General features: G+C 48.0%; 21 protein-coding genes, 1 pseudogene and 1 CRISPR repeat array. Of the genes and pseudogenes, 5 read left to right on the top strand and 17 right to left on the bottom strand.

What is annotated here, in order from left to right; all coding sequences use genetic code 11:
• Positions 1-97: 97 nt before the first annotated feature.
• Positions 98-388, top strand: a complete 291-nt coding sequence (locus tag NLX71_RS23970; RefSeq protein WP_254366308.1) for a hypothetical protein — start codon at positions 98-100, stop codon at positions 386-388.
• A 555-nt stretch (positions 389-943) separates the two neighbouring features.
• Complete coding sequence (locus tag NLX71_RS23965) at positions 944-1978, top strand: Cfr family 23S rRNA (adenine(2503)-C(8))-methyltransferase (RefSeq protein ID WP_254366307.1); 1035 nt, start codon at positions 944-946, stop codon at positions 1976-1978.
• 177 nt (positions 1979-2155) lie between these two features.
• Here the strand turns inward: NLX71_RS23965 and NLX71_RS26710 are convergent, their stop codons facing one another.
• A complete protein-coding gene (locus NLX71_RS26710; protein WP_302058419.1) occupies positions 2156-2284 on the bottom strand; it encodes a hypothetical protein in 129 nt (42 codons plus the stop codon).
• The gene (locus NLX71_RS23960) at positions 2281-3312 is read right to left on the bottom strand and encodes a DNA-binding protein (protein ID WP_254366306.1); all 1032 of its coding nucleotides are present in this window, start codon (positions 3310-3312) and stop codon (positions 2281-2283) included. Before NLX71_RS23960 ends, NLX71_RS26710 begins: the two co-directional genes overlap by 4 nt.
• Positions 3313-3642: 330 nt before the next feature.
• On the opposite strand from NLX71_RS23960, the gene NLX71_RS23955 reads away from it, so the two are divergent.
• Complete coding sequence (locus tag NLX71_RS23955; RefSeq protein WP_254366305.1) at positions 3643-4374, top strand: hypothetical protein; 732 nt, start codon at positions 3643-3645, stop codon at positions 4372-4374.
• 77 nt (positions 4375-4451) lie between these two features.
• On the opposite strand, the gene NLX71_RS23950 is transcribed toward NLX71_RS23955, so the two are convergent.
• The 12 genes from NLX71_RS23950 to NLX71_RS23895 form a co-directional block, all read right to left on the bottom strand.
• Entirely contained in the window at positions 4452-4685 is a 234-nt protein-coding gene (locus NLX71_RS23950) for a hypothetical protein (RefSeq protein ID WP_254366304.1), read from the bottom strand.
• A gap of 755 nt (positions 4686-5440) precedes the next feature.
• Positions 5441-5674, bottom strand: coding sequence for a hypothetical protein (locus tag NLX71_RS23945; protein WP_254366303.1), 234 nt, complete (start codon positions 5672-5674; stop codon positions 5441-5443).
• Between the two features lie 718 nt (positions 5675-6392).
• A complete protein-coding gene (locus NLX71_RS23940) occupies positions 6393-7718 on the bottom strand; it encodes a GntT/GntP/DsdX family permease (RefSeq protein WP_254366302.1) in 1326 nt (441 codons plus the stop codon).
• Positions 7719-7789: 71 nt separating this feature from the next.
• Complete coding sequence (locus NLX71_RS23935; protein WP_254366301.1) at positions 7790-8503, bottom strand: GntR family transcriptional regulator; 714 nt, start codon at positions 8501-8503, stop codon at positions 7790-7792.
• 10 nt (positions 8504-8513) lie between these two features.
• Complete coding sequence (locus NLX71_RS23930) at positions 8514-9530, bottom strand: sugar kinase (protein ID WP_254366309.1); 1017 nt, start codon at positions 9528-9530, stop codon at positions 8514-8516.
• Complete coding sequence (gene dagF, locus NLX71_RS23925) at positions 9523-10278, bottom strand: 2-dehydro-3-deoxy-phosphogluconate aldolase (protein ID WP_254366300.1); 756 nt, start codon at positions 10276-10278, stop codon at positions 9523-9525. The genes NLX71_RS23930 and dagF overlap by 8 nt, the downstream gene beginning before the upstream one ends.
• A 1-nt stretch (position 10279) precedes the next feature.
• The gene (locus NLX71_RS23920; protein WP_254366299.1) at positions 10280-11383 is read right to left on the bottom strand and encodes a DgaE family pyridoxal phosphate-dependent ammonia lyase; all 1104 of its coding nucleotides are present in this window, start codon (positions 11381-11383) and stop codon (positions 10280-10282) included.
• Complete coding sequence (locus NLX71_RS23915) at positions 11361-12461, bottom strand: amidohydrolase/deacetylase family metallohydrolase (protein WP_254366298.1); 1101 nt, start codon at positions 12459-12461, stop codon at positions 11361-11363. Before NLX71_RS23915 ends, NLX71_RS23920 begins: the two co-directional genes overlap by 23 nt.
• 648 nt (positions 12462-13109) lie before the next feature.
• The gene (locus NLX71_RS23910) at positions 13110-16196 is read right to left on the bottom strand and encodes an efflux RND transporter permease subunit (protein ID WP_254366297.1); all 3087 of its coding nucleotides are present in this window, start codon (positions 16194-16196) and stop codon (positions 13110-13112) included.
• 44 nt (positions 16197-16240) lie between these two features.
• The gene (locus NLX71_RS23905) at positions 16241-17515 is read right to left on the bottom strand and encodes an efflux RND transporter periplasmic adaptor subunit (protein WP_254366296.1); all 1275 of its coding nucleotides are present in this window, start codon (positions 17513-17515) and stop codon (positions 16241-16243) included.
• A gap of 219 nt (positions 17516-17734) precedes the next feature.
• Entirely contained in the window at positions 17735-18292 is a 558-nt protein-coding gene (locus tag NLX71_RS23900; protein ID WP_254366295.1) for a TetR/AcrR family transcriptional regulator, read from the bottom strand.
• Positions 18293-18496: 204 nt separating this feature from the next.
• Positions 18497-19138: an NAD(P)H-dependent oxidoreductase gene (locus tag NLX71_RS23895; protein WP_254366294.1), complete on the bottom strand. Its 642-nt coding sequence runs from the start codon at positions 19136-19138 to the stop codon at positions 18497-18499.
• Between the two features lie 319 nt (positions 19139-19457).
• Between NLX71_RS23895 and NLX71_RS23890 the strand changes: the two genes are divergently transcribed.
• Positions 19458-20327 (top strand): sigma-70 family RNA polymerase sigma factor, encoded by an 870-nt coding sequence (locus tag NLX71_RS23890; RefSeq protein ID WP_254366293.1) that lies wholly within the window; start codon positions 19458-19460, stop codon positions 20325-20327.
• A 316-nt stretch (positions 20328-20643) separates the two neighbouring features.
• A CRISPR array of direct repeats spans positions 20644-21537; the repeat unit is 30 nt; unit sequence GTTTCAATTCCTCATAGGTACGTTCAAAAC.
• A 334-nt stretch (positions 21538-21871) separates the two neighbouring features.
• Here the strand turns inward: NLX71_RS23890 and NLX71_RS23885 are convergent.
• Positions 21872-25378, bottom strand: coding sequence for a DUF4132 domain-containing protein (locus tag NLX71_RS23885; RefSeq protein ID WP_254366292.1), 3507 nt, complete (start codon positions 25376-25378; stop codon positions 21872-21874).
• On the opposite strand from NLX71_RS23885, the pseudogene NLX71_RS27345 reads away from it, so the two are divergent.
• Positions 25323-25451, top strand: a pseudogene (locus NLX71_RS27345) (DUF5724 domain-containing protein); the annotation flags it as partial. The gene NLX71_RS23885 and the pseudogene NLX71_RS27345 sit on opposite strands and share 56 nt — an antisense overlap.
• 42 nt (positions 25452-25493) lie before the next feature.
• On the opposite strand, the gene NLX71_RS23880 reads toward NLX71_RS27345, so the two are convergent.
• The gene (locus tag NLX71_RS23880; RefSeq protein WP_254366291.1) at positions 25494-25937 is read right to left on the bottom strand and encodes a DUF5724 domain-containing protein; all 444 of its coding nucleotides are present in this window, start codon (positions 25935-25937) and stop codon (positions 25494-25496) included.
• The gene (locus NLX71_RS23875) at positions 25901-26218 is read right to left on the bottom strand and encodes a hypothetical protein (RefSeq protein ID WP_254366290.1); all 318 of its coding nucleotides are present in this window, start codon (positions 26216-26218) and stop codon (positions 25901-25903) included. Before NLX71_RS23875 ends, NLX71_RS23880 begins: the two co-directional genes overlap by 37 nt.
• Between the last annotated feature and the right edge of the window lie 408 nt (positions 26219-26626).

Raw genomic sequence — 26626 nt, 5'->3', positions numbered from 1 at the left:
GTGTGCGTCGTAATCAGTTACGTATATGATCTCATGAATCCCGTCGTTTTTCTAGGTGTGGAGGATTTGACGCTTACGTTTAAAAGGCTTAAACGAAATGCACGGTGGTTTATTGTCCGTTTGTACAGCTATGTGGCTTTGTCCTGAATTGGTTAAAACCAATTCAATGGGTTCAGACATACCTTCAGAAAACCGTCTTTATGCAGATTACTTAGGGTGGGATAAGCTAACTCAGGATGGTTGTTGGGGAAAGTTTGAAGAAGGGATTTATTCACATGAAGAACTGGCTGAAAAAGGTAAGACTTTTTGGAACACATTTATTCAAAAAAGAACCGAAGGTTTAAAACAAATCCTCGAAGAGGGATACCGTCGAAAAACTCAAGGATGATTCAATAGCGGACACGAACTGTGCCTTACGAATTGCCTGTTCTCCCGAGTAGATTTCTTGATTGATACAAAGTTGAAATGTGAATTTGGGTGTGCTACAATACTAGCAATTAATCTAGGGGAGATGATGAGAATAATGTAATATTTCTTGCTTATTTTACAAATGATAAAACAAAAACTGTTTTATTCTTTGTTAAGCAAGAAAGTTACTTATTCTCTTCACTCAAATAAAATAACAATATCTAATCCATTCATTGGGTTAGATTTTCGTATTTGTTCATTTGAGCTACAAGAAAGGTACCTTTCTTGTAGCTCTTTATTATTTTAGGAGGTTGAAATAAATGTTTGAAGTTGTAAATGTTCATGTGAACTGTTCATTGTCCGTTAGTACGGTTCACGATCAAACTAAACGGATGCCGGAGCATTATCCATCTATAGATAGATGCACGTAGCGACTGGAGCCGCAAGCATCGTGGGTTTTAATTGGTTAATGTAGATGTCCAGCACCCTTTATTGGTGCTTAAGACATTTTCTCCGGCTCAAGAGGAGAAAAAACATGAAATCAACTTCGAAATACGAAATGATTCAACATATATTGACAGCATTGAAACAACCCGCATATCGGTTTCAACAAATTGCGGATGCGATCTTCAAGCAAAGAATTGGTGAATATGACAGAATGACCATACTACCCAAGGGTATAAGAAACGAATTAATTAAGAACCTTGGCGAACACGTTTTGAACTTAACCCCTGTTATGCAAAAGACATCCAGACAGGTGAATAAAGTGCTTTTTTCCGTTGAGGGCGGTGAACGTATAGAAGCAGTTCAACTAAGCTATGAGCGCGGATGGAAATCATACTGCATTTCCAGCCAGTGCGGATGCGGATATGGTTGTCGCTTCTGTGCTACAGGTACAATCGGACTGAAACGAAATCTGACCGCTGATGAAATTACCGATCAACTGTTATACTTTCATTTAAATGGTCAAGCCTTGGATAGTGTTTCGTTTATGGGTATGGGAGAGGCGTTAGCCAATCCTAATCTCTTCGACGCGCTTATGATTCTAACAGATCCACGAACCTTTGGCTTGGGGCATCGAAGAATTACAGTTTCCACCATCGGAATTTTGCCGGGTATCGATCGTCTGACAAAGGAATTTCCACAGGTTAACCTGACCTTTTCACTGCACTCTCCGTTCGACGAACAGCGGAGCGAGCTAATGCCCATTAACAATCGGTTTCCGCTTAATGATGTGTTGAACAAGTTGGATCAGCATATTCGTGATACAGGTAGAAAAGTCTATATTGCGTATATATTACTTCGAGGAGAAAACGATTCAAATGAGCATGCGGAAGCCATTGCTGCTTTGTTAAAGCACAGAGGTCCCTGGGAACATTTATATCACGTCAATTTGATCCCCTACAATTCAACCGACGTGACACCTGAAAGCTTTCATCAATCAGATAAAGATCGGGTTCAAAAGTTTGTCAGTATCTTAAAGTCAAAGGGCATCAAAGTCACTGTGCGAACTCAATTCGGAACGGACATTGATGCAGCATGCGGTCAGCTATACGGACATAACAAGTAAAATATGAAATTTAGACCAATTCTATAAAGGAGAATGAATTTTGTCTCATAAGAATATTACGATCACTCATGTTCAATTCCATGCAAAGTCAAATATTTGGCGATATTTGCCGGAGCCGAGTTAAAAAAAGAGTCCCTGACCAGTCCAAATCGACTGGCCGGGACTCTTTTGTTTATATTAAACCCCCCAACCATGATCATCAAGAGTTGACACATGTGTTGATTGTGTTGGTTGTGTTATTTGAGCAGGAATATTGCCACTTAATAAAATCAACCCCATCATTAAGGATAGAAATGCTTTTTTCATAAATCTAACACTCCCTCTACGATATTTTTGTATCCCAATTTCTGCTGCTCAGTTGCATAATCACTATGTTCCCAGAATAAAGTTGTACATTTCTCGAAACCCGTATAATATTTCATGACTTGTGCCATATAAAGGGCATATAACAATTCATCGATCCCCACGACTAGCTGATTTTTTTTGAAGCTGTAGAATGCTTTCTCATACCAAAAATGAAATAACTGGATGCCGTCCACAAAGCTTACATCAGAATCTACAGGTGGGAGGTTTTTTACAAGTGTCTCCATAACATCATCAACATTAAAGCTAAATCGATTAGCTGATTCGATGATGGTTTTTGCACCACCAAGAAATTCAGCAGGATGCTTTTGCAAAAAATCGAGATACTCATGGACTGCTTTTTCGTTTCCAGTTTTCAACTCAAGCGCATACATGTTTCCCTTACTCCAAGTACGAAACCTTTCGACCTCCTTTTTCCCCGTTTCGTCAAGGAACTCAAACCATCCAAGGTCTGAATACGCTGCCACGCATTCTTTCGCTTCTTCGTATCGCCCTTGCATAGTTAGGATGAACCCCTTGATACGTAGCCCATGACCATAATATACCACTAAATGCCGCTCAGTATGTAGATTTTTAACAAATTTTTCTTTTCTTAATTTTTCGTACACATTTTGGGCCAAAGCATAGAGTTCATTTCCAAAGCGCTCTACCTTTTTCCAATCACCTAACGAATAACAAACATTCGCCATCCAAAATATAGCCTCTAGGCATACGTCTTCTGGCAAGCGGCTGTAAAACGGCTCAAACCGTCCCAGTGCTTCCTTGTTTCCTTCCGAACTCACTCCGACAAGACATTGAAATAACCGAAATTGACACAGGAGGTAGGACTGATCGCCATGATCTGTTTCCCGATCAATGATATAACGGTACAAGGGCGCTGCTTCTGCTTTTTTCTCCTCCTTGAAAAGATGTTCCGCTGCATAAAAAAAATGGTCTTTCATTTCCGTCTCAAGTCCGCCTACATTTGTCATAATCCCCAAACACTCCCTTCTTTAGATACCATAATATTACATCTTGGAGTTTCAGATAGCAACATAGAGAATTTGAAGGATATTAAGCGACTATCATCAAAAAATAGATGAAAATCAGAGAAAAACAACATATTTAGATAATAACTTACAGTTATCGACACGATTTTACATGAATTTTTTCTTGATCTACTATATCTAGTACTCCTAATTACTCATAAAAAGGTAGTTTTGTCCTATATAAAATATATTGGAATCGATGGTAATTTGTAGGAGGACAATCCAGTCGGCCGACCGTTGTTCAAATTTATTAAAGATTGGGAGGAGATCCTTTTGATCAAAAGATCAGCAAAAGTATTGCTTCAATTTGCGCTGGTGGCAGTCTTAACTTTTAGCGCCGTCGCAGTTGGTAACGCCGCCGAAAAGCCCGAATTGGCAAAAGAGGAGAAGAAAGTTGCAAAGTCATGGCGGGTTACTGAAAACGGGTTAGTGGAAATTCAAGAAGCCGAAGTGCAAAAACTTCGTGATGAAGCATCTTTGAATGAGCAAAAGCGCGAAAGTGCTAAGCGCAGCTTCATTGCAAACAAGTACAATTACAGTCCCTCCGAGAACTTCCAAGGGCTTCAAGCTTGCTGGGGGAAAACTTGCGAATGGGACGTTTATAAACAATCTGGTGGATACTTAGCACTTCGTAGTCAACTTAAGAAGAGAGTCACTCCAGTGGTTCAAAATGGTGGTGAAGCGCAGTTTCAGGTGCAAGAACAGTATCAGTATAGTCTTAATCTTACTTTAACCGGTAAGATCAAAGATGCACTTGACATCGCATTTGATGGATCTTGGTCAAAAGCAACATCTTACCAGCGTGTCCTGGTTGTGAAGGCACCTGAAGGCAAATACGCATGGTTTGAATTTACACCAATGATGAGGAACTCCTATGGGGTTATGGAGCATTGGGAAAATAGTTACTACACTAACTGGAAAGATAAACTGAGAGGAACGGATTTTGTTGATTTATGGTTAACCATGATGTCGGAGGATTTCAAGACGGTGTTCTCGAACACATAGTTTCGGACTCCCCTCCTTCCAATTAATTCAAACAACAATCAGGTGACGTATCGCCTGATTGTTGTTTTTTTAAAAACTTATTTTTTCTTTCTAAATTCACTGATTTCGGCCCACAATAAATAAAATAACCCAACAACAAGCGTGAGGACGGTAATTTCGTTAAATTGCTGAACAATATTTTTGTTCAAAAGAAAAGTATACGTTTCAAAATGAGCTGAACCTGAGGTAATGATGGCTGCTAAAAGATTTGGCAATATATAAAGAAACGTAGCTAGAAAACAAAAAGCTGCCCCTACTCCCCTTCTTGACATAACGCACCTCCTTCTACACGTAATTGCACCTCGATTAAGCGGCGTCGCCCTTCACGATACATTATATGGTATAATAAACCATTATTTCCCCTTTTTCAATGAGACTTCAAGATGGAAGGTTTCCACCGCCAATTTGTCGGAATGTTTGGGTGATACGGGATACCGTCAACAAGATTTAGTGTCACAAAAGTTGTTGATGCCAATGGAGCACACAGAAATTACAACCCCGAGGAAATAATCAGCTAGAGTGGGCAACATCCAAGGAAACTTTTGGCAACAGATTTGGTATAATGAAAGCATCCCCGCCTTACAATAATTGGGAGGTGCACTTAAATAGAATATTATCATCTTTACTGGATTTCGCTTGCGCTTGTAAATACGGGTCTAGCTCAAAGTAAAAACCTTAGCGGGTTGAACTGGTTTTTAATTTCTCTTTTTCTAGGACCTCTTGCTACCTTGGCTTTAGTGATTGATTTTAAGAGAAGGCGCTAGAAACAAGGGTCACTATCGCGCATATTGCGTGATGTGACCCTTGTCCTTTAGATTATGTTGTCGGTTGGCCTGACGCCTTCGTTCGCCAGCCAGTGGATATATTCATCCTGTTTTTGATGCGCTGTACATGCATCATTGCCCTGCGTATCCTTTTTTTATATAGAGCCCGCCCCCACTTAGCCCCAAAACGAAAACGAGACGTATGTTTTCCCTGATTGACCCTGATATTGTTTCAATTCCTCATAGATAACTTTCAAAAATACTTATTTTTTCTTTCTAAATTCACTGATTTCGGCCCACAGTAAATAAATTAACCCAACAACAAGCGTGAGGACAGTAATTTCGTTAAATTGCTGAACAATATTTTTTTTCAAAAGAAAAATGTACGTTTCGAATTGAGCTGAACCTGAAGTAATGATGGCTGCTAAAAGATTTGGCAATATATAAAGAAACGTAGCTAGAAAACAAAAAGCTACCCCTACTCCCCTTCTTGACATAACGCACCTCCTTCTACACGGGATTGCACCTCATTAAGCGGCGTCCCCCTTCAAGATACATTATATGGTATTTTAAACCATTATTTCCCCTTTTTCAATCAGACTTCAAGACGGAAGGTCAAAATGCCTGCTTGGTACATAAAAGAGCTGGAGAGATACGCGACATAGACATGGAAAAAGCAAACGTGGGATGGGGAACGAAAAGGAAGGCATCGGAAGTAATTCTTGTTTCAAAGTGCTGACGGTATCCCGCATCACCCAAACACTCCGACAAATTGGTGACGGAAATTCCTGACAGCAAATGGGTTTCAACATGTGAATCTCCGCGGCCTTCGCCATACTTCGGCAACGCTTCTGCTTGAACAAGGACTGACGACAAAAGCTGTAGCAGAACGTCTGGGCAATCTGACGAACGCCCCCTGACAATGACGCACAGCCAAGTCACAAAACGATGGAAGAACGGACAGCCTCTGAATTTGATCGCGTTGTTGGTTTAATGGTAGTGTGGTACTTCCATTTTACCATTTTCGCATAGGTGCATTTTTGTTTTTTATCCGATATTATGAGCTTTTTGAACAGGCTCTATTAGGTTAATCACCTAAACTCTTTTTTCACCGATGCTATCAGATTTGATATGAAAAATAATAACAAATTTACGCTTTAAACGCCTTTGTTGAACGCCTCTTAATGAACAGTTTGGGTATAAGTCGTCTCTTGTTTAAAAGAATATGTCAACAAGTAGTACAGTTCCGAAAGCAATGAAGGAAAGCATCGTTTCAAGTACCGTCCATGTTTTAAAAGTTTCTTTAACTGAAAGTCCAAGATATTCTTTTACCATCCAGAAGCCAGCGTCGTTGACATGGGAGAACATAAGAGAGCCCGCGCCGGTGGCGATAACTAACAGTTCCAGATTGACGCCGGACATATGCTCGATAATCGGGGATACGATACCTGCCGCGGTCGTCAAAGCAACCGTTGCCGAGCCTGTCGCAATCCGGATCAAACCAGCAACGAGGAAGGCGAGAACCAAAGGAGATAGCGACAAATGTTGCGCCATTTCGGCGATCGACGTACCGACACCGCTTTCAATCAAAATTTGTTTGAAGCCGCCGCCCGCGCCGATGATCAGAATGATTGAAGCTACTGGCAGCAAGCATTCGTGCGCTAACTTGTTGATAACCTTTTTGTTCATTCCTTGGCGATAACCAAGGAAGAAAAATGCCGCAAAACACGAGATGAGCAGTGCGATAACTGAGTTGCCAATAAATGTTAGAAACTTCATCAAGCCGGCTGGAATCGGTAGGAACGGTGCAATAACCCCCATGACCATCAGCACGACCGGCAGCAAAATGACGAAGAAGGAAATACCCGTGCTTGGCAATTTATCCGGCGCAACATTTTCACTAAGCAGTTCCGGCTCCCCTTCGGGTACAACGCGCTTGCTTACCCACTTGGCGAACAACGGCCCTGCGATAATTGCTGCCGGCAAACCAATGATCAAAGAGTAGATCAATACTTTTCCGATATCGGCATTATAGATGCCAATCGCTGTCATCGCACCCGGATGCGGCGGGACAAGACCATGTACGATCGATAAGCCAGCGATCACCGGAAGTCCGATCAACAAAATACTTTTTTTGGTCGATTTATAGATCGTAATGACTAAAGGCAGTAGCATGACGATCCCCACATCGAAAAAAACCGGGATCCCGATAATAAAACCTGATAGCAGCATAGCCCAAGGTAATCTCTTCTCACCGAACACGCGGATGAAGAAATTGGCTACCTGGTTGCCTGCGCCGGATTCCGACATCATTTTACCGAGAATCGTACCTAAAGCCAAGATGCCGACCAAATGTCCCAATACGGCGCCGACACCGGTCTCATAAGCTGTGACGATCTTGTCCATCGATAATCCGGACATAATCGCCAGAAACAAGCTCGCCACCGTCAAGCTAATAAATGCATGCCACTTCCACCAGGCTACGCCCAGAATCACAATTACAATCGCCAGCACAGTGATCAGTAGGAGATACATTGTCATGGTTATTCCTCTTTTCTTTATGTGAAGTAAGCGATTTCATGTAAGTCAAGGAAATACGGGTTCCGTGCTTCCTAGACGTCGTAATTTACGACATACCGATGCATGTCCGTATTGTAATACCCATGGCTGTACTCAATTAGTTCGCCTTTCTCATCGTACGAAAAGCGTAATCTATTCAACAGAGGCGTTCCTTTCTTGACTTGCAAAGCCTTCTCTACATGGGAAGGCGCTGGCCCTACAGCAAACTCGTCGCGGTACTTCTCCAGGTTGACTTCCTGCTCTTCAAGTAAGTCGTATAACGATTGTGCATTCAGATCCGACAGCTCGATCGTTGCCACCCGCATCGTAAAATAATGTGTGTAATGGATATATGGCACGTCATTCAGGTGATAGAGTCTTTCGATCCGGAGGCAGTTCTCCCCAAACAACTGGTAAGGCTCCGACCCTTCTTCATTGCTGATGACCTCCGCAAGGAGCAGTTGCTTGCGGATTCCATGCCCCTCTTCGACCAGAACTTCCGTGAATCGTTTCCACCTGGAAAGCTTAGAAGCGGAGGTATTCCGGATGACCTTCGTCCCTTTACCGCTAGCTTTTTCTAGATATCCTTCCTGCACCAGCTCATTGATCGCGTTACGAACCGTAATTTTGCTGACGTTAAACTCCTGTTCGAGCTGCGGCTCCGAGGGGATATTCGTCCCCATCGGATATATGCCGTGTAAAATGCGGTCCTTCACAATGTTCATAATTTGCAAATATAACGGTCTCTGCTTGTGAGACAAGCTCATGCGTACGCCACTACCTTTCTACATCACTTACTCTTTCCGTCATCGCGCGAAAAATCTCACCCACTGACGACATTGGCGTGTCACCTACGATCGTATGCGCCAGTATGCTTGCTGCAGCAGCAAAGTCGACCGTTTGTTGAGGTGAAAACTGCTCGATTTCCCCATGTATGATACTGCTCGTATAGGCATCGCCTGCACCTATTCTGTCATAAACAGAAAAAGTGAGTAGGTTAGAAAAGGTGAAGACTTGGTCCTTGTAAATAAAACCTCTCAGGGAATGCGTATTGTCCCCGTTTATAAAACGATGCGTGCCTGCGATAACCGAAATTCGATGCTTCCTTGCCACGTCCGGGATTAGGTCCATGAGCTGCTCTTCACGTTCACATTTATCCGAAGGCATGCCCAGGGTCAGTATCGCGTCTTTTTCATTCATCATCACAATATCCGCGAGCTCCAGCATTTCCTCGTAATGCGGCTTCGCTTTAGCGTAACCACCATCCCGCCAGTGGGCCGGACGATAGTTACAATCGAAAACGACGGTGCCACCGTTCGCTTTGACCGCCCTGGCCAAAGATTTCATATGCTGCCGAACGTTATCGTTCATCGCCAATGTGATGCCGCAGAAATGAATCATATCGATGCTTTTTGCAATTTGGTCAAAATCATAAGTGCCTTCTGGCGCCGTATTGAAACTGCTCGCCTGCCGATTGGTGTAAGTAACACGGCTGGGCCGCGCTCCAAAACCGTTTTCAAGGAAATACATACCCAAGTACTCGCCTCCGCGGCTAAGAAGGGACTGGGAAATACCTAACTTTCGCAAATAGCTTTCCGCCGCATCCCCCAGCGGATTCGAAGGCAGTCTGGAGATCAGGTATCCCTCATGTCCAAAGCGCGACAACGCTGAGCTGACGTTAACGCCTGTTCCGGAGAACGAGTATTTCAAACTGTCGGCTTGGGACAAAAGTTCATACCCAGGTACCTGCAAGCGCATCATCACTTCTCCAAAAGCCGCTATACGCTTAGCCATGTCGATCAACCAATCTTTTCATGACCTTAAGTAATTCCCTTACATCTTGAACTTTAGTTTTGCCCGTCGTTTTGTCGATAATCGATGAGTACACGTGAGGAATGACTTGCGGTACTTTGGCTTCGAGCGCAATACGCAAAATGGCTTCGAAGTTCTCCTTATCGATACCGCCGGTCGGTTCCAGGGCAAATCCTTCTTTTCCACATGCTTCGGCGACGGCACGAAGCTCATCTTCGCATTGCAAGCCGTTCATCGGAAAATATTTCAAAGCGTTGCCGCCCATGTCGCTTATAAGTGCGATTGCCGATTTAACAGGTACGATCGCATGCTCAGCCTGTGCCGCGCTTACCGGTCCCGTTGAAATATTCACATAGCCGACTCGGCCGGTTGGCGATACCAAGCTGTTGATCCAGCTGTCTTGTCCGCCCAAATTCGCGCGCGTGGCTCCAACCGCAGGGAACACCTGGTTGATGTGGCTGCCAGGGTAATGCTTGGCAATCTCGGCAACAACGGCTGCCTGACGATTATCACCGGCGCCTAAGCCGATGGACACAGCTTCGTCAATCGCCTGGCCGTATTGTTTCATTGCGGCTACAGCCGTTTCAACGGTCGGGTAGTCTTTAGACAGAACGCCGACTAGAACAAAACCTTCCGCTGCTTCGAACACTTCCTTGGCGTTTTCAACACTGTTAGCTAGAACGTTTAGTGCTGCACGGCCTTTGTACAAACGTTTTGCAATGTTGGACATATTAGTTACCTCCTGCTAGTTTCCGTATTTGTGCCGCGATAACCTCAATGTCATCGCCTTGAAGCGGACGCGGATCGATGTCAAAGTACCCTTGTCTGACGCCATAATCCCGGGTATAGATCGCAATCTCACCGTTTTTAAGTCCAGCGACGACATCCTTGGCCGTTGTACCGGAATGTGCCGGATCGATTTGAACACGTGCTCGAAAAATGGCGCGTCCTGCTTCGTCTTGAACGATCGTTACTTTGATGCCTGCCATTTCGTTTAGCGGCATTAAAGTTTGCAAGGCCTCTTTTTCCTGCTCGCTCTTATCATGTTTGACGCCGTACTCGTCGAGCGCTTGAAGCAAGCCGAAAGACGTTTCTTTACCGACTTTCATGCTACGTCCGATGCCATGCAACTGCACTTTGACCCATTCGATATATTGGCGCTTGCCGCCGACAATCCCTGAAGTTGGACCTTCGATCGCTTTCGATCCACTGTAGATGGCAAGGTCGGAGTATTTTACGTATTTCCGAATATCTTCTTCAGCTGCAGCATCAACGATAAGCGGCACTCGGTTTCGCTGCGCAATCTCCCATGCTTCTTCAACGGAGATCATGTTTTTTTGAACGGCGTGATGAGATTTCACGTACAAAATAGCCGCCGTGTTTTCCGAAATCGCATCTTCGATATGCTCGGCTTTGCCTTCGTTGGCGTATCCGACCTCAACGAGCTTACCTCCGCCTAAATAAACCATCGTTTCAACCGGAGCGCCGTATTGGACGTTGTGACCTTTAAGGATGATGATTTCATTTTTGGCAATGGGCTCCTGATGAAGCCGTTCGCTTTTGCGGCGATTGCCTTGCGTGACAATACCCGCGACGGACAATGCGATGCCGCTCGATGCCGAATTGACGATCACCGCTGCTTCGGATCCTAGAATTCGCGCCACATAGTCACCTGCTTTGTCGACCAGATCGGCAATTTCCACATAGCTTTGGCCGCCGTGCTTCATGGCTTCCATCACGGTATCTGACGGAGCCGATACGCCTAGAATACTCATTCGGCCGCTGGCATTAATAACGCGTTTAAGTCCGTATTTAGCATTCAATGAAGCTGCCATTTACAAACACTCCCTTGGTTTCTATTCTTCGTTCGCCCATGCGCATATCACCTTCGGAATCCATGAGAGCCGTCGGTTCTTCTTCTATCGTGAACATGGTCAGGTTGGCCTTATCTCCGACCTGAATGCGGCCGAGTTCAGGCCTTTTCAACCAATCTGCTGCATGCGTGGTGACCGCAGCGATGACTTCTTCCAGCGAATAGCCTAGATAAAGGAATTTAGAAAGGACGTGGGCCATGCTGTAGACCGGTCCATTAAGCCTGTTACCGCGATAAATGTCCGTGCTGATCGTTTGAAGCTCGATACCGTGCCTTTTGGCAGCTTCCGCCACTTTAAAAGAGAAGCTTCTCGTACCGTGGCCAACATCCAGATGCACGCCCCTGGCGACGGCGTCTTTGAGTACCCGAAGCGGCTTCCCTTCGCCATCGAAAAGATTATTGGCCTTTCCATTCAAATAATGCGTGATGACGTCGCCCCGTTCGAGCAGTGGAACGATCTCCTCAATATCCGGCGGGCCGGACCCGATATGGACCATGATTGGTAAAGAAGTTTCGCGAGACAGGCCACGAGCGATGAGTAACGGTTCTATACCGCTCTCCCCCACGACGCTGTTACTGATTCTCGCCTTCAATCCGACGATTAGATCTTTGTGCGCGCCCACCGCCTGCACGGCTTGTTCGCGATCGATCCACGCCAAATTAGACAACTCATCTATTCGTAGCAAACCGATCCGGGATATGTTCAAAAATGCGAACAAATTCGTCTGCGCCCGCTCACGGCTTGCTGCCAAATCCGCTATCCGATCGGCCCCGCAGCTTCCGGCATCAACTATCGTCGTCACGCCCTGCTTGACGCCGATCTCGTCGATTTCATCGCCATAAGGGTCGAATTCTGGAAACGCGTGAACGTGCATATCAATCCATCCGCTCGATACATAGGCTCCCGGATACTCGATAAGACGATCACCTCGCCCTCTGCCGGCAGCCTCGATCTGGGCAATCACGCCATTCTCGATGATGATATCAACCTTGTCACCGCCGACACGTTGTACATTTTTGATTACAGCCCGTTCTTTCATACAGTTCACCTCGTATCTCAATTTTAAGCGCTTACACTAGGGTTGTATCGATACTTTAATTCATTATAACGTTATAATGTTATATTAGCAAAAGATATCGATGTTTTAAAGTATAACGTTATAATGTTTGCTGTCTAATTTGTGTCAGTTGTGAAAGGATTGAACACTCCCACCACCTGCGCTAATGGCGCTGAGGTGGGGGATTCTTGCGAACAGAGAAGCATCCTTCTCTTCTTGAGCAAGCGATTCCTGCGGTTCCCGCAGTGAAATGCTTGAGGTTCACTATCCGCAAGCTCCGAACGCATTTTATAGCTTCTCCCTACCAAGCGTTGGGCCCGTAACAGCCCGCCGCTTAGCCAACATTACACACCCAAAACGGGCGGCATTCAGCGCTTTCCACACAAAAAAAAGAAGCACCTTATAAGCGCTCCTCGATTAACAAAATAAGATCAATCCAATTCCCTTGTCTCGTTTTCACATACAATCCATTGCCTATCTTCTTGCCATGTGCGGAGCCGTATCGTCAAATCGCTGCCATCCCTCATCGGGTTTCGTGAGAGGCGAACCGACCGTCGCTGCAAAAGCCGAAGAAGCCGCAACCAACCGTTTCACCTCGCCCGAAGCGGTCTCGATAACCTCGTATATTTTCTAGGTCAATTCGAGTTCGGCGCGCCGCTTCTGACGACGATCCCGCCACTCGGCAAGCTTTAAGTACATCGTCGGAACAACGATTAACGTCAGCAGCGTGGAGAAGATAAGGCCGGATATGATACATACGGCCATCGACCGCCACATGCTGCCTCCCATAAGGGCCATAGGCAGCATTCCCCCGATCGCCGCAGCGGATGTAAGCAGAATCGGCCGCAGCCTTGCCCGGCCTGACTCCGCGATGGCATCGTACAGGGCTACCCCTTCCTTACGGGCGTCTTCGATAAATTCGATCAGCACGATGCCGTTGCGAACGACGATGCCGGATAAGCTGATCAGCCCCATCAGCGCCATGAATCCGATCGGAGCGCCGGTTACGAACAAACCGATCAAGGCGCCGCCCAGAGCCAAATAGACCGTTGACAAAATCAAAATCGGCGTGGACAGCGAATAGAACTGCATGGCAATGACGGTATAGATCAGCAGCATGACGATAATAGAAAGTTTGCCAAGCGAGATAAAAGCCGCATTGCGCTCTTGATCTTCGCCCCCGTACTCGATCTTATACCCGTCCGGTAGTTGAATATCCTTGATCGCCTTGATCAGATCGTTCTGAATATCCGAGGCCAGACGCCCGTCCGCGTAGGATTTGACCGTAATCGTTTTGGTTAAATTGCGGTGCTGAATCGCATTGACCATCTGGTTGCGTTCAAAGTTGACGAACTCCTTCACAGGGTACAGCCTCCCGGTTTGCGAAGGCACAAAAACATTCTCAAGCGCTTCATAACGGGATACGTTCTCGTCTTCGCTGTACAAGGTGACATCGATCAGCTTATTGCCGATCTGGATATCTGTCGCTTTCACGCCTTCGGTAGCGAGACGCATCGAGGCGGACAAATCTTTTTCGGTCACGCCGTAAAACTGCGCCTTGTCTTTATCCAACTGCAGGTCGGCCGTTGGCATCGGCGCGCCTACATCGTCCTTCACATTGACAGCGCCCGGAATACTTCTCAGCTTATCCTGAATTTGTTGGGATAGGGAAGTCAACTCCAGCAAATCCGATCCGCTGATCCGGACGGCGATGGGAGCTCCCACCGGAACCCCTTGCTCCAATTCTCTAACCAAGATCCTGGCATTCGGAAACATCTGGCTGAGCTGTTTGCGCCACGTGGGAACAAGCTCTTTCGTATGCGTTTTGGATTCGTCCAGACTGACAAACAATTGTCCGAGTCTTGTGCCGTACGATACGTTCTCCGAATAATAGAACCGGGGTGCCGTACGTCCCGTATAAGCAGTGACGGCGCGAACCCCTTCCTGCTGCTCGGCCCAGACCGACAAGTTGTTCATCGTATCGACTGTGTGCTCATAATAGCTGTCGACCGGCATCTCCACATCGACCAAAAACTCCGCCCGCTCGGCGCTCGGAAAGTATTCTACCCCAAGAAACGGCAGCAGCCCGTAGCTGGATGTGCCGATGATCAAGGCCGTCATCCCCGTAAGCACCGGTCTCTTCAACAAGCGGCGAATTTGCTTTTCATAAAAAACGCTTAAGCGCTCAAGAGTTCCTCCCAAAAGCCCGGGCAGCTTCCCGTAATCCGTAGATTTGTTCCGGCGCAGCTGGCGCTCGGTAGACCACTGGCGGTAAATTGGGACAATCGTCAGAGACATGATCATGGACGCCGCCAGAGTAAGGCTAATCACCACCGGAATCGGCCGTATGAAATCACCGATGTTACCTTCAAGGAAAAACAGCGGAAAAAATGCCGCCGCCGTGGCCAAGGTAGCCGTGAGAATGGAAATCCCCACTTCCCGGCTGCCCTTCAGCGCCGCTTCGTAGGGCCGGTCGCCTAACTGAAGCCTGCGCTCGATGTTATCATTGACCACGATGGCGTCGTCAACCAGAATCCCGAGCACGATCACAAGCGCTGCGACGGTGATTTGATTCAAGTCAATCGAGGTCATCATGACAGGCAGAAACCCGATGGCAATGGAAATGGGAATCGCCAAAGAGACAACGACGGCCGTGTTCAATCTTAGCCCGAGGGAACAAACCAGAATGACGACAATCATCCCGATGATCAGTTCTTTGCTCAATTGCGAAAACAGCTTATCGACGCTTTCCTTTTGCGTGAACAAGGATACCATGGCGACGTCGGACGGAAGCTGCGCTTTGAGGCGGGCCGTTTCCTGATCGATCTTCTGCTGCAGAGACGGAACGTCGACGCCCTTCTCGGCATTGATGACGATATCCGCCGAAGGCTTGCCGTTATAGAATACCTGCTCCTTGACCTTCTTCGTACCCATTTTCACTTCGGCCACATCTTTAAGCTTCACCGAAGGTCCTTGCTCGGGCGACCGGAAGATGACCGTATCCGCAAGATCGCTTGCCGATTTCCACTCTCCCGTCAATTGAACATAAATGCGCTGATTGTCCTTTTTGACATCTCCGATAGGAATCCGGTCGTGCGTATTGGTCAATGACTGCAACACAACACCCCAAGGAAGCCCAAAGCCTTCAAGCTTCTTCTTATCGAGGATCACTTTCATTTCCTTCTCGGGCAAACCGACAATCTGCACGTCGCTAACGCCGGAGATCGTGCGAAGCCGTTCTTTCCAATTGTCCGCAACCGGCCGCAGCTTCTCCATGTCTTCCGGACGATCGATGACCAGATGTACGATTTGAGCAGCCGTCTTCGCCAGATCGTCATCCACTTCCGATGGATTGGTTTCCGCCGGCAGTTTGCTTCTTGCGGCTTGCACCTTTTGCCGTAAGGTGTCCCACGCTTTCTTGTAATCAACGTCAGGGATCAGCTCTACGGTAATCAGCGAGACATTGACCTCGGAGGTCGATTCGATCTTTTGGATATGCTGCATTTCTTTGATCGCTTCTTCCAGCGGCTTCGTCACAAGCTGCTCCACTTTTTCCGGGGATGCCCCGGGATAGATCGTTTTGACCAGCGCGACGGAGCTCGTGATTTCGGGATTTTCCCGCTTTTTCAAGGTTGCAAGGCTAAAGAAGCCTACGAACACAAGCATGATGAAAAACAGCAGCGTTATTTTTTTGTATTTCAGCGCTTTGGCAATCAAGCCATGTCATCCCCCTTCAACAGCCCAGCTATGGAACGTATGGATTACTCGACGACTTTGACTTTATCGTTATGCTTTAACTGATGCTGTCCGGTAATCACCAGCGCCTCGTCCACTTGTAGTCCGTTCAAAATTTCCTGCTGATCCTTTTTGGTTCGGCCCGCTTTTACTTTACGCTTCTCCGCCTGATCTCCGTTAACGACAAAAACATACGTTTCTCCTTCTTCACGAACGATACTGCTGACTGGGACGGCAATCGTTTCCTGCTGCCCGTCTTCGGCGAGTACCAGTTGCACGCGCATGCCGGATTTCAAGCGTCCGTCCTCATTCGGGACCTCCAGCTCCAGCGTGTAAGTCTTTGTTTGCGTGTTGGCCACATTGGCCAAGTAGCTGATTTTACCGATAAATTTATCCAGCGTATCCGGGATGTAGAAGGGCAGCTCTGTTTTTCCCTGCACGTAACTTAAGCTCGTATCGGTCAATTCGGCGCGAATCTTGATCGGACTCTGCTGCTGTACCACGCCGATTTTCGTTCCGCGAGCCAAGACCATGCCTTCCAGAATGGGCATTTCGACAAGGACGCCTTTGGCCGGGGCCTTCACGTCGTAATAGGCAATGCTGCGCTCCATATCTTGCAAGTTAATTTCGTTGTTGTGAATCTGCAATTGAAGCGCAGCGAAGGAGTTCGTGTTTTCCAACGTTTCGAGTTTTTTCTGCATGATCTCCAAGCCTCGCCGGAATTTGTTCACCACGGTCTCCATCTGCTCCATTTGCTTCTTGTCGGCGAGTCCGCGATCGTAATTGTTGCGAATCAGGTTATAGTCTTTCTCGGTGTCGGCCAATTCTTGTTTGGCCGTATTGATATTGTAGACAAGCTCCGTCCTGCCGTCTTCGAAATCTTTTTTTGACTTGGCCAGCTGCTCCTGCAAGCTGCTTTGTTCATAAAGCAATTTTTGCTTTTGCCTTAAAATATCTTTCTTGTCCAGCTCCACAATCACATCGTCCTTATGGACCTGCGCTCCCCGCTTCTTCACGACATTCACAACGTCGCCGTCCGTCTTCAGCACGACATCCAACTGCTGCGAAGGAATGACCTCTGCCACCATTTCCTTGGCTCCTTCCCAGCGTTGTTTGGCCACTTTCATGGTTTTGACGGTTTTCGATGCCGGTTCAGCCGCTTGTACCACTGCCTCCGAAGGCGAGGAGCTTTGTGAGCAACCGGCAAGCATCACGGTAACGATCAGGAAGACGACGCCCAGCTTTTTGGATAAGGTATTGCCCTGATTGATGGGCCGAAAAGATTTCTTGATGAATCTCATAAGTGTCACGCTCGCTCCCCTTCTCTGTACTATGGGTACCAAAATATTTTATTTGGTACTCATAGTTTTATTATACCGCCATTTTCCATCCTGTAAAGCTCCGAATTCCTGTCGGCGAGACGTGCGCGGAAATCTAAAAAAGCCGAACCGCATCGCCCAACCCGCGAGGTTGTCGTTCTGCTGCTCAGCTTTCACGAATGAAAACGTTATAGTTTTGCCTTAGTTTTCTTTCGAAATGCCGTGCAAGATAATATCCACCATCGTCGAAAGAGATTCCTGCACGGTCACCTGGTTGGAAGCCAAATACGGTTGCTCGAAAATCGATTGGAACGACGCATTGAGAATTTGGATTAGCGTGGGAATGTGCATCGGACGAAAGATTCCGCTGTTGATGCCGTCTTCCACCAGCTTGGTGACGATCTCCCACTCTTCATCGATGGCATGATCCAGCTTGCTCCACTGTTCGGGATGGTATCGCTCCACCTCCGCCAGCAAGCGTACATAGCTGTGTTGAAAATCCAAGGGGACAATCAAGAGAATGGCTTTCAGCTTCTCGGGTATGGTCAAACTGGAATGTTGGATAATTTCCTGAAAACGTCTTTCGGTTTCTTCGTTTGCCTGCTGGACCAGATAGCCTACAAGCTCGTCCTTGGACGTAAAATGCTCGTACAGCGTGCTTTTGCTTACGCCTAAATATCTGGCCAAGTCGCTCATCGTGAACTTGATCCCTTTTCCATGAAACAGCGCGATAGCAGCTTTGGCAATCCGTTCTTTCATCCCATGCTCACCTCATGCCAAAATAGTCAGAGTCCGTATTGCTTGGACACTTTTACGGTACTCCGGGTATAATGCCTAGTTTAGCGCGTTAGCTCCAGGAGGTCAAATTGGGGTTGGCGGAAGGAAGCATAAGACGGGGACTCCTTGTATTTGTATATAAGGAATCCCGGTCAATAGAGCGCCGCTGCTATCGTACCCTCTTCGTTAGAATCTTGAGGCAACCTCACGCGCTTGTTGAATGGCCTTTTCTTTTATCGCAGGTTCTTGCTCGGGTTTTGCAGCCATACCTTCAACAAATATCCCCTCAAAGCTGGGAACTCCAACAAAATCCATAATGGCCTTCAGGTGCCGGTGAGCCATTTCTAAGTCTTCGTCATCCGAGCCTGGCGACAAGAAGCTTCCGCTTGCTTGAATATGCACGGCTTTTTTATCACTCAGCAAGCCAACCCGGCCGATATCCGGCAAATATTTGAAGGTCTTCCCTGCTATGCAAATGGAGTCGATATAAGACTTCACAACGGGTGGATACGAATAGTTCCAAATCGGGGTAACAAATACGTACTTGTCTGCCGCAACAAATTGGTCAACCAGCTCACCGATACGGCTTATTTTCATTTTCTCCGAATCGGTCAAATTTTCAAATGCAATCCCTTCCTTCAGCTTTCCCCAACCGCTAAAAACATCTTGATCAAGCTGCGGTATATCCATTTGGTACAGATCAAGATGGATCACTTCATCATGCGGATTTGCGGATCGATACGCCTGTACGAACTCTTTGCCCACTAACATACTGTAAGATTTTTCATCGTCATGTGGATTTGCCGTAATATATAACACGGTTGTCATAATAGAAATACCCACTTTCACTTCGTTTTGGGATTCGTTGCCATTATTTCCGCAGAAAATGCAGCAGGGCTTGTAATTGTAAGGCTTGGGACGCATCGGGTACGATCATCGCAGGACTTTCCATTCTCGCTTATTTCATGTGTAGCACTCCTCGTAATTTTGATTAGAACCGTTTGCTGGCTCATTACTATGTTGACGGATCGACCCTCGGGAAGTGTGACAACATGTTTCGAAAAAAAACGATCGGCGTCTTGTCGCATTGTTCCGGTTTCATTCGTCAACACTATAGGGACTTTTATTTTGTGCGGGAGGTTGAATGATGAACGAACAAGTTGAGTTGGCAAATACGTTCGAAGCACACCGGAATCACCTTCAAGCCGTGGCTTATCGATTGTTGGGATCATTGAGCGAAGCGGAGGACGCAGTACAGGAGGCTTGGTTGCGTCTTAGTCGCGCGGATGGAAGAAGCATCGAGAACATGGGAGGATGGTTGACCACCGTTGTGTCACGTATATGTCTGGATATGTTACGATCGCGAAAATCCAGGCGTGAAGAATCGATAGAAACTCACTTGCCCCATACTGTCACGAGCCAAGAGAATATCATCGACCCTGAACAAGAAGCCATATTGGCTGATTCCGTTGGTATTGCCCTGCTAGTCGTGCTCGGTAATTTGAATCCTGCGGAACGCATCACATTCGTGCTGCACGATGTCTTCTCCATGCCTTTCACTGAGATTGCTCCTATTGTAGGAAAGTCGGAGAGCGCAACAAGACAGCTTGCGAGCCGGGCACGCTGCCGAATTCGCGGGGCGAAAGCCATGCCGGAAGCCGACTTTGATCGCCAATGCGACGTTGTTCAAGCTTTTCTCGCAGCAGCTCACTCCGGCGATTTCGATAGTCTTGTAGCTGCGCTTGATCCGGACGTTATACTTCGCGACGATCGTCAAACCGGATCTTCACGAGTAACGCGAGGAGCGGTCGCACTAGCGAAACAAGTTGCGGGACGTGCGCAGAAAGCAGCGCAACTAGCCCTCGTGAACGGACAAGTAGGAATCATCGTGGCTCCACGAGGCAGGTTGCTCTATGTACTCAAATTTACAATGAATCATGGAAAAATTGCCGAAGTCGACCTGATCTCCGATCCTGAAGGTATGAGCCAGCTTGATCTGGCAGTGTTGGGCGATTGAGCATAGTTTGCCCCGCCCCGTTCGTTGAGTGGTCGGGCAAACGTAAATGTGCTACAATGGCGCGAGAAAAGGGGCCCGCATTAGCAAAGATTACCCCAATTTTTGGGAAGAAGAGTCTTAATGCGGTATTCTTTTGGATCATCCATAATATCCATCCATCCCAGTCTGTGGACAGCGAGTCATCCGGCCATATACATTCGTCAGCGTACCGATGCCAGACTGATTTTCGGAAATCCGGCGGAAACAAGCACTATCCCGCGACCTTGGCTATTGTACCAAGATCATATTGGGAAAGGGGCAACAGTAGAAGCTGCGTGTTTCAATTCCTCATAGGTACGTTCGAAACTAAGGTAGCAAGTGTCATTCACGAATGGAATGTACGTTTCAATTCCTCATAGGTACGTTCAAAACGATGGAGTCAGGAAATCAGTGAAATCAATAGGGTCCATGTTTCAATTCCTTATAGGTACGTTCAAAACCATCAGGGTCCCCAATTGTCACACGTTCACCAAGAATGTTTCAATTCCTCATAGGTACGTTCAAAACGCATCACTGATGAGTACGGCCTGCAACCGAGACAAGGTTTCAATTCCTCATAGGTACGTTCAAAACTAACTCGTTTGGATAGATATGCAATGAGCGAAATTGAGTTTCAATTCCTCATAGGTACGTTCAAAACGCTATTATAGTCGCTTAAAATCGATTCAACATTATCTAGTTTCAATTCCTCATAGGTACGTTCAAAACCCATCTCATTGATGTACAAACCCGGAGGGAAGCCGGCGTTTCAATTCCTCATAGGTACGTTCAAAACATGCTTTTCCAAAACTTAATATGCTTCTCCGAGGCAGGTTTCAATTCCTCATAGGTACGTTCAACACCCAACCAACTCAACTTTATCACCATGGTTCGACCGCGTTTCAATTCCTCATAGGTACGTTCAAAACTTGATGATGTATTACGAAATGGAGAAATTGTTCTTGGTTTCAATTCCTCATAGGTACGTTCAAAACTCGAAGTGCTCTTCTAAAACAATATCTGGGTATCCAGTTTCAATTCCTCATAGGTACGTTCAAAACTATACTATTGACTTCCAACAAATTGTTGGGTATTAGTTTCAATTCCTCATAGGTACGTTCAAAACTGAACTGCGCCGCATGGCCCAAGAGCTTGATGGCGCGTTTCAATTCCTCATAGGTACGTTCAAAACCCGTAAAATTCCCGCTACTAAGCCATTTCTACATATCCCCAAATTACGTATCAAACAAAACAAACGTCGTAATCCCTTTTGCCGCCTAACTATACTTGTCGTCGATCCCCCGGCTTTTTTGCAGCATTGGGGGTCGACGACAAAACAGCACAGTTAAATTATAAACCTTTGTCCGCTTTTTTCCAACCCCACGCTTCCCCGGGTTTTAACCTCAGAATACTTCCGACCTTCTACCTTACCTTAACCTCTGCGCCACGACGGAGCGGGCTCTCCGACCACTACGCTCTTGTATGCACCAAGAGCGCCCGATGTTTGTCGGGCGCTCTTCTGCATGCTATAGCATCGCCAGGATGCTTGGATCTTTAATTTTGCTGTCTTCTGCCAGCAGCAGCAGCTTGGACATAATTTCCGCTGTGCGCGGATCGCTGTCGGCGAACGGCAGGAACAGGCGGCCGCGGCTTTGCGAATGAACAGGCAGAATGGTAAGCGCTCCTGTCCCTTTTTTATGCACGATGCCTGAACCCATATGGACGCTGTATTCGCCAAGCTTGCCTGCAACATGCGCATGAGAGCCTTCCAGCCGCACATTGTCGACCTTCAGCAGCATGAGCAGCTCTTGGGTAATCGCGATGCGCATTTCCAGAGTCGAATGGCTGGCCTCCGGATCGACGCCGCCGGCGTGAGCTACGCTGACGACGAGGTCGATGTCGCGCATCACTTCCGAGAAAATAACCGGCGGCACTTCCGCCAGCTTGACCGGTTCCATCGTCTCACGATTGAAGAACTGCACCGTCTCCAAGGTCGGCGGCTCAATATCGGCCGGCGTAAACCAGTCGGCCATCGCATACATGCGGGCAATCAGGTTTTCCTTGTAGTATACCTTTTGCAGCCCTTCCTCGTAATCGACGGTCCACGTGCGGCCGCGCAATAAGGCTACCGTCCGCTGAGGCTGTACCTGATGGCCGGCGTAACGGCGGGATACCGTAACCGCAGCAATCTCATCGGCATTCAGACGGTAATATTCTCGAAATACCTGCTTGAACGGCTGCTTGATCTCCCGCACAAACAAGTCCTTTTGAAACTCGCTCCAGCGCCCGGACGCATAGAGATGAACCGGATGGGCAAGCAGCAGCTCGGCATCCGATTGCAGTGTCAGCAGGCCACCGTCCGGCTGGCGCAGCATGAATGCGTCCGCCCCTTGGTCCGGCTCCTGCAAATACCCGATACCGCCTTCCCCTGTCTCCACCCCTGCCGCATCGATCCTGACGAGATGGCGCACGAGCGGCGCAATGACCGGATTGCGAATGATCGCCCCGAGCTCTTGCGCGGTGAAACGCGTACCGCTTTCCATCGCCTGCTCGAAGCTGAGCTTCGCACGGGTATACTGATCCTTGAGCTCCTTTTGGGCCCCTTTCATGACCAAGACCAGCTCATTCTTGCGCAAGGCAGCCGGTATGCTCTTCTGGGCTTTACCGCCCTTCTCCACCTTCAGCTCCACTTGGCCTTCATCATCAATTTCCAGCCAAAGCTTCGTGCCATTCATATCTTGCGGGGAAAAATAAGCCGCGATTTCTCCGATTTTTTCAGCTTCAAGATCCCAGCTCATCCGATTGACATCGCCGTAGCCTGCATTGCGCGCCAAATTTTCGAGGGCTATAGCGACGGCCTTTCCTTCGCTTTCGCGACGCTGAACGCCGAATTGCTTGCTTTCTTTCAGGAACTGCTGGATCAACTCATACCGCTCCAGCACTTCCCGCTTGTCTCCAGACGCAATGGGCAGCAAAGCATAGCTGAGCAGCTTGTCCTTATTTCGGGCAGAGCGGATGCCCTCCACCAGCTCCTGCTTATCCAGTTTCCCTAAGGTAGCATCGGCGAACAACTGCGCACGACGGTGCGAATTGCCGCCTTCGGTAATATATTTGGCGCAGCTATACAGCAGGTCAAAGCGCTCTGCGCCGAGCGTTTCATAAGCGCTCTTGAACCAATCTCCGTCGAAGGCGCCGTCATTGAAGCTTTGCGGACTGATCGGCGAGAAGATCGCCACTTCCGTCTCCTTCTGCGCGGAGAAGGTTTCGTTAATATGAGCGTGGAAATACCATGCCGCACTCTTTAGTCCCAACCAGCCCAGATGCTGCTGCACGATATCAACCCATTGCGGCGCATACATGGCCGCTTCCAGCAAACGCTGCTCGGTCAGATCCGTCTTTTCCAGCAATGCGGCGAGCTGTGCCGCGTCTTCGCCTTTGGCGGGATAACAGCATTTCAGCAGCGAGCTGAGCACGGCCTTCTTCGTCAGGTCGCTACTGTAGACGTAACCGCGCCGGAACGTTTCCTTCCCCAGTCCGGTCAAAATAGCGACAAAGAAGCGCATGCCTTCAAATCGCTGAATCGCTAACGACAACCCTGATACTTCTGTCGGCAAATCGCCGCGGCGCGATTCGATTTCAACAATACGGCACACCGCCTGCTCCAATAGCGGCCTCACGCCCGGATAGCTTTCCAGCCGCGACTTGCTCCAATTCGGATGCGTTAATGTGCGGATGAAATCTTTGGCTAGGTTCCCTGCCATCATTTCACGCAGCAGGACGCCGTCGCTGATCAGGCCAAGATGATGCGCACGCATAAAAGAATCAACGGATAAAGTAACGTCGTCGTCGCTCTTTAACAGCTTGTAGCTGGCATAAGCGGTGAAGAAATATTCCGCAAACTGCTCGTCGCTTTGCGCACACGGCTCTGCGCACGTCAGCCACTGCTCCAGCAGGTCCGATCCCAGAGCCGGAAAGCGGTCTCTATCCCGATGCCAATACATGTTGGCTTCTTCATCCAGCTCCGCTTGCGGCATGACACACTGCTCAACCGTCAGCCGTGCCCGCAATGAACGGTAGATAGACATACAAGCCGTAAAGCTTTCCGTCGAGTCGGCTTCATGAAACAGCAGGCGAATCAACTGATCGGTTTTTCCCCTATGCTTGAGCGCTTCCAGCGCCTTGTCCAATTGCTGCGCTTTTTGCTTATCCTGCACATCCGCATAGAGCTCTGTGAACCATTGCTTTTCCGCGGCATCGCTGATCGTGTGGTCCTCCCCTCCGAACATGAAGACCAGCATGCGCATCGGCGTCAAATGCAAATCCCGCGCAGCCTGCCGCCATACCTCCGGCAGCGGGTAGCTGTCCAGCGAATCCTCGGCAGTCTCTTCGCCATCGGCTTTTTTTACCTTGTACAGCCTGTACGTCTGATTGCCGAGCAGCACCTTTTCGGAATAGTTGCTGTAATACTGCCCTTCATACTCATAATTGTAATGCTCCTCCATGAGCGCTTCAAAATGCAGATATATCGCCGCAACATCCTCCGGCCGCCACGCCGCATACTGCCTCACATATTCCGCTTCCCGCTCGGCTTGCTGCCGATCCGATGCGTCGACCAGCTCCGGATGATCGAATTTGGGCGGTATCGCCACGTTCTCATTCACATCATATAAACCGAAGCCATTCTCGGCGCCATCCTCCGCATCTGCAGCATGAAGCAGCTTATCGATCAGCACCTGCTCCTGTGCTGTAGCCCGCCCCTTCTCATGCAGCGCTTGAACATGGGCCCGCACTTGCGGATAAAGCGCTTGCCGCTGCTTATCCTGCTGCAAAGATTCGACAATCGCAAGCCCGGCCACCGCCAACGTCATCATGCGCCGCAATAGCTCATCGGCATCTAGCGTTGCCACCGCCCAAGGGAATACGCTCTCCTTAAAGGTTTTCGTCCCTTTGAGCTGCCTCAGCGACTGCAATAAAGCATTGAACTGTTCGCGCCGCTCCGGACAATTGGAGCTTGCCGCTGCCGAACTGGACAAAATTGTTGAGTTATTGAAGCTGAAGACAGGCACCCTGCGTCAAGCCTGCATTTCGCTGCTCATGCAGCAGACCGATGAGGAGATGCTGCGCGCGGCGGATAAGCTCTTGTCTGCCTCAAATGAACAGCAGCGGCAGGAGACGCCCCAGCATTTCGTAGGCTTCTACGTTATGGCTCTGCACAATGCCACGAATCATCGGCCTGGTCAGCAGCGCCGTCTGATTCTCGCCAAACATGATGTCTCTAAGCGCCTCAAAGACGGTCTCGTTGCCCATGTCAAGCTCGCGGGCGATGCGGTCGCCCATAATAGAGTCTTCCGACAGAATGATGTCATGCCTCGTCAAATAATCCTGCAAGGTGCACTCATAAGCAAGAGCATTATAGTAATATTTAACTGTCAACCGTATAGCTTCCATATAATGAGCCAGATTGCGGGAACGATAGCCTTTGCGATAATAGGTAAAAACCGATCCGGGCGCAATCGTCAGCGGCGCTTGCAGCTCCTCCACGACTGTATCATTGATCAGCACTTTGTAAATGCCGTCCTCAAATGCCTGCAAAGCGCCGTCTCGACCGCAGCCGCAGCATTTGCCTTCCGGTCGTCATAAGCCGCCTGGAAGCCTACCTTGCCAGTTTCGGCCTGCTCCTCCAGTTGCCCGGGACTTAAGTAAGGAAAAATAGATTGCTCGGTGCTGCGCTCGTTAAAACGCTGCACTTGATCCGTTACAATCGCCCGAATCGCATCCCCCAGACACTGCACATCGTCAGGCAGCGACGCCTCAATGAGTTCTAGCACCGGACGCCTTTTGCCGGCCGCTTTGACTCTGAAATAGATTTGCACCCCTTCGCCTCCTGTCAGCAAAACGTTGCCACCCTCCGGGTGCGGCAAATTATGGTATTAACAGGGTTGTTATATCATGTAATTTTCTTTTGTTCCCCTTTTTTTGCGAAAATACGAACAGACAACGAACTATTCTACCCGATCTAATACGTATGTGCGGGTTTCGCTTCTGCATATGCCGGGACTCAGGACTCGTAGTGGCAAAAAAAAGCCGCCAATTGGCGGCAATACGTACTGGTTGCATCTTAGGAGCTCCGCATGGTCTATTTTCCTAAATCCTCCAGCACTTCGCTAAATGTTCTTCCAAAGTAAGCGTCAAATCCTCCACACGTAGAAAAACGACGGGATTCATGAGATCATATACGTAACTGATTACGACGCGCACGCGAAAAGGTATGGATCAATGAA

This window comes from Paenibacillus sp. MZ04-78.2, assembly GCF_024213375.1.
Lineage (GTDB): Bacteria > Bacillota > Bacilli > Paenibacillales > NBRC-103111 > Paenibacillus_G.
This window is presented reverse-complemented; position numbering and strand designations above follow the sequence as displayed.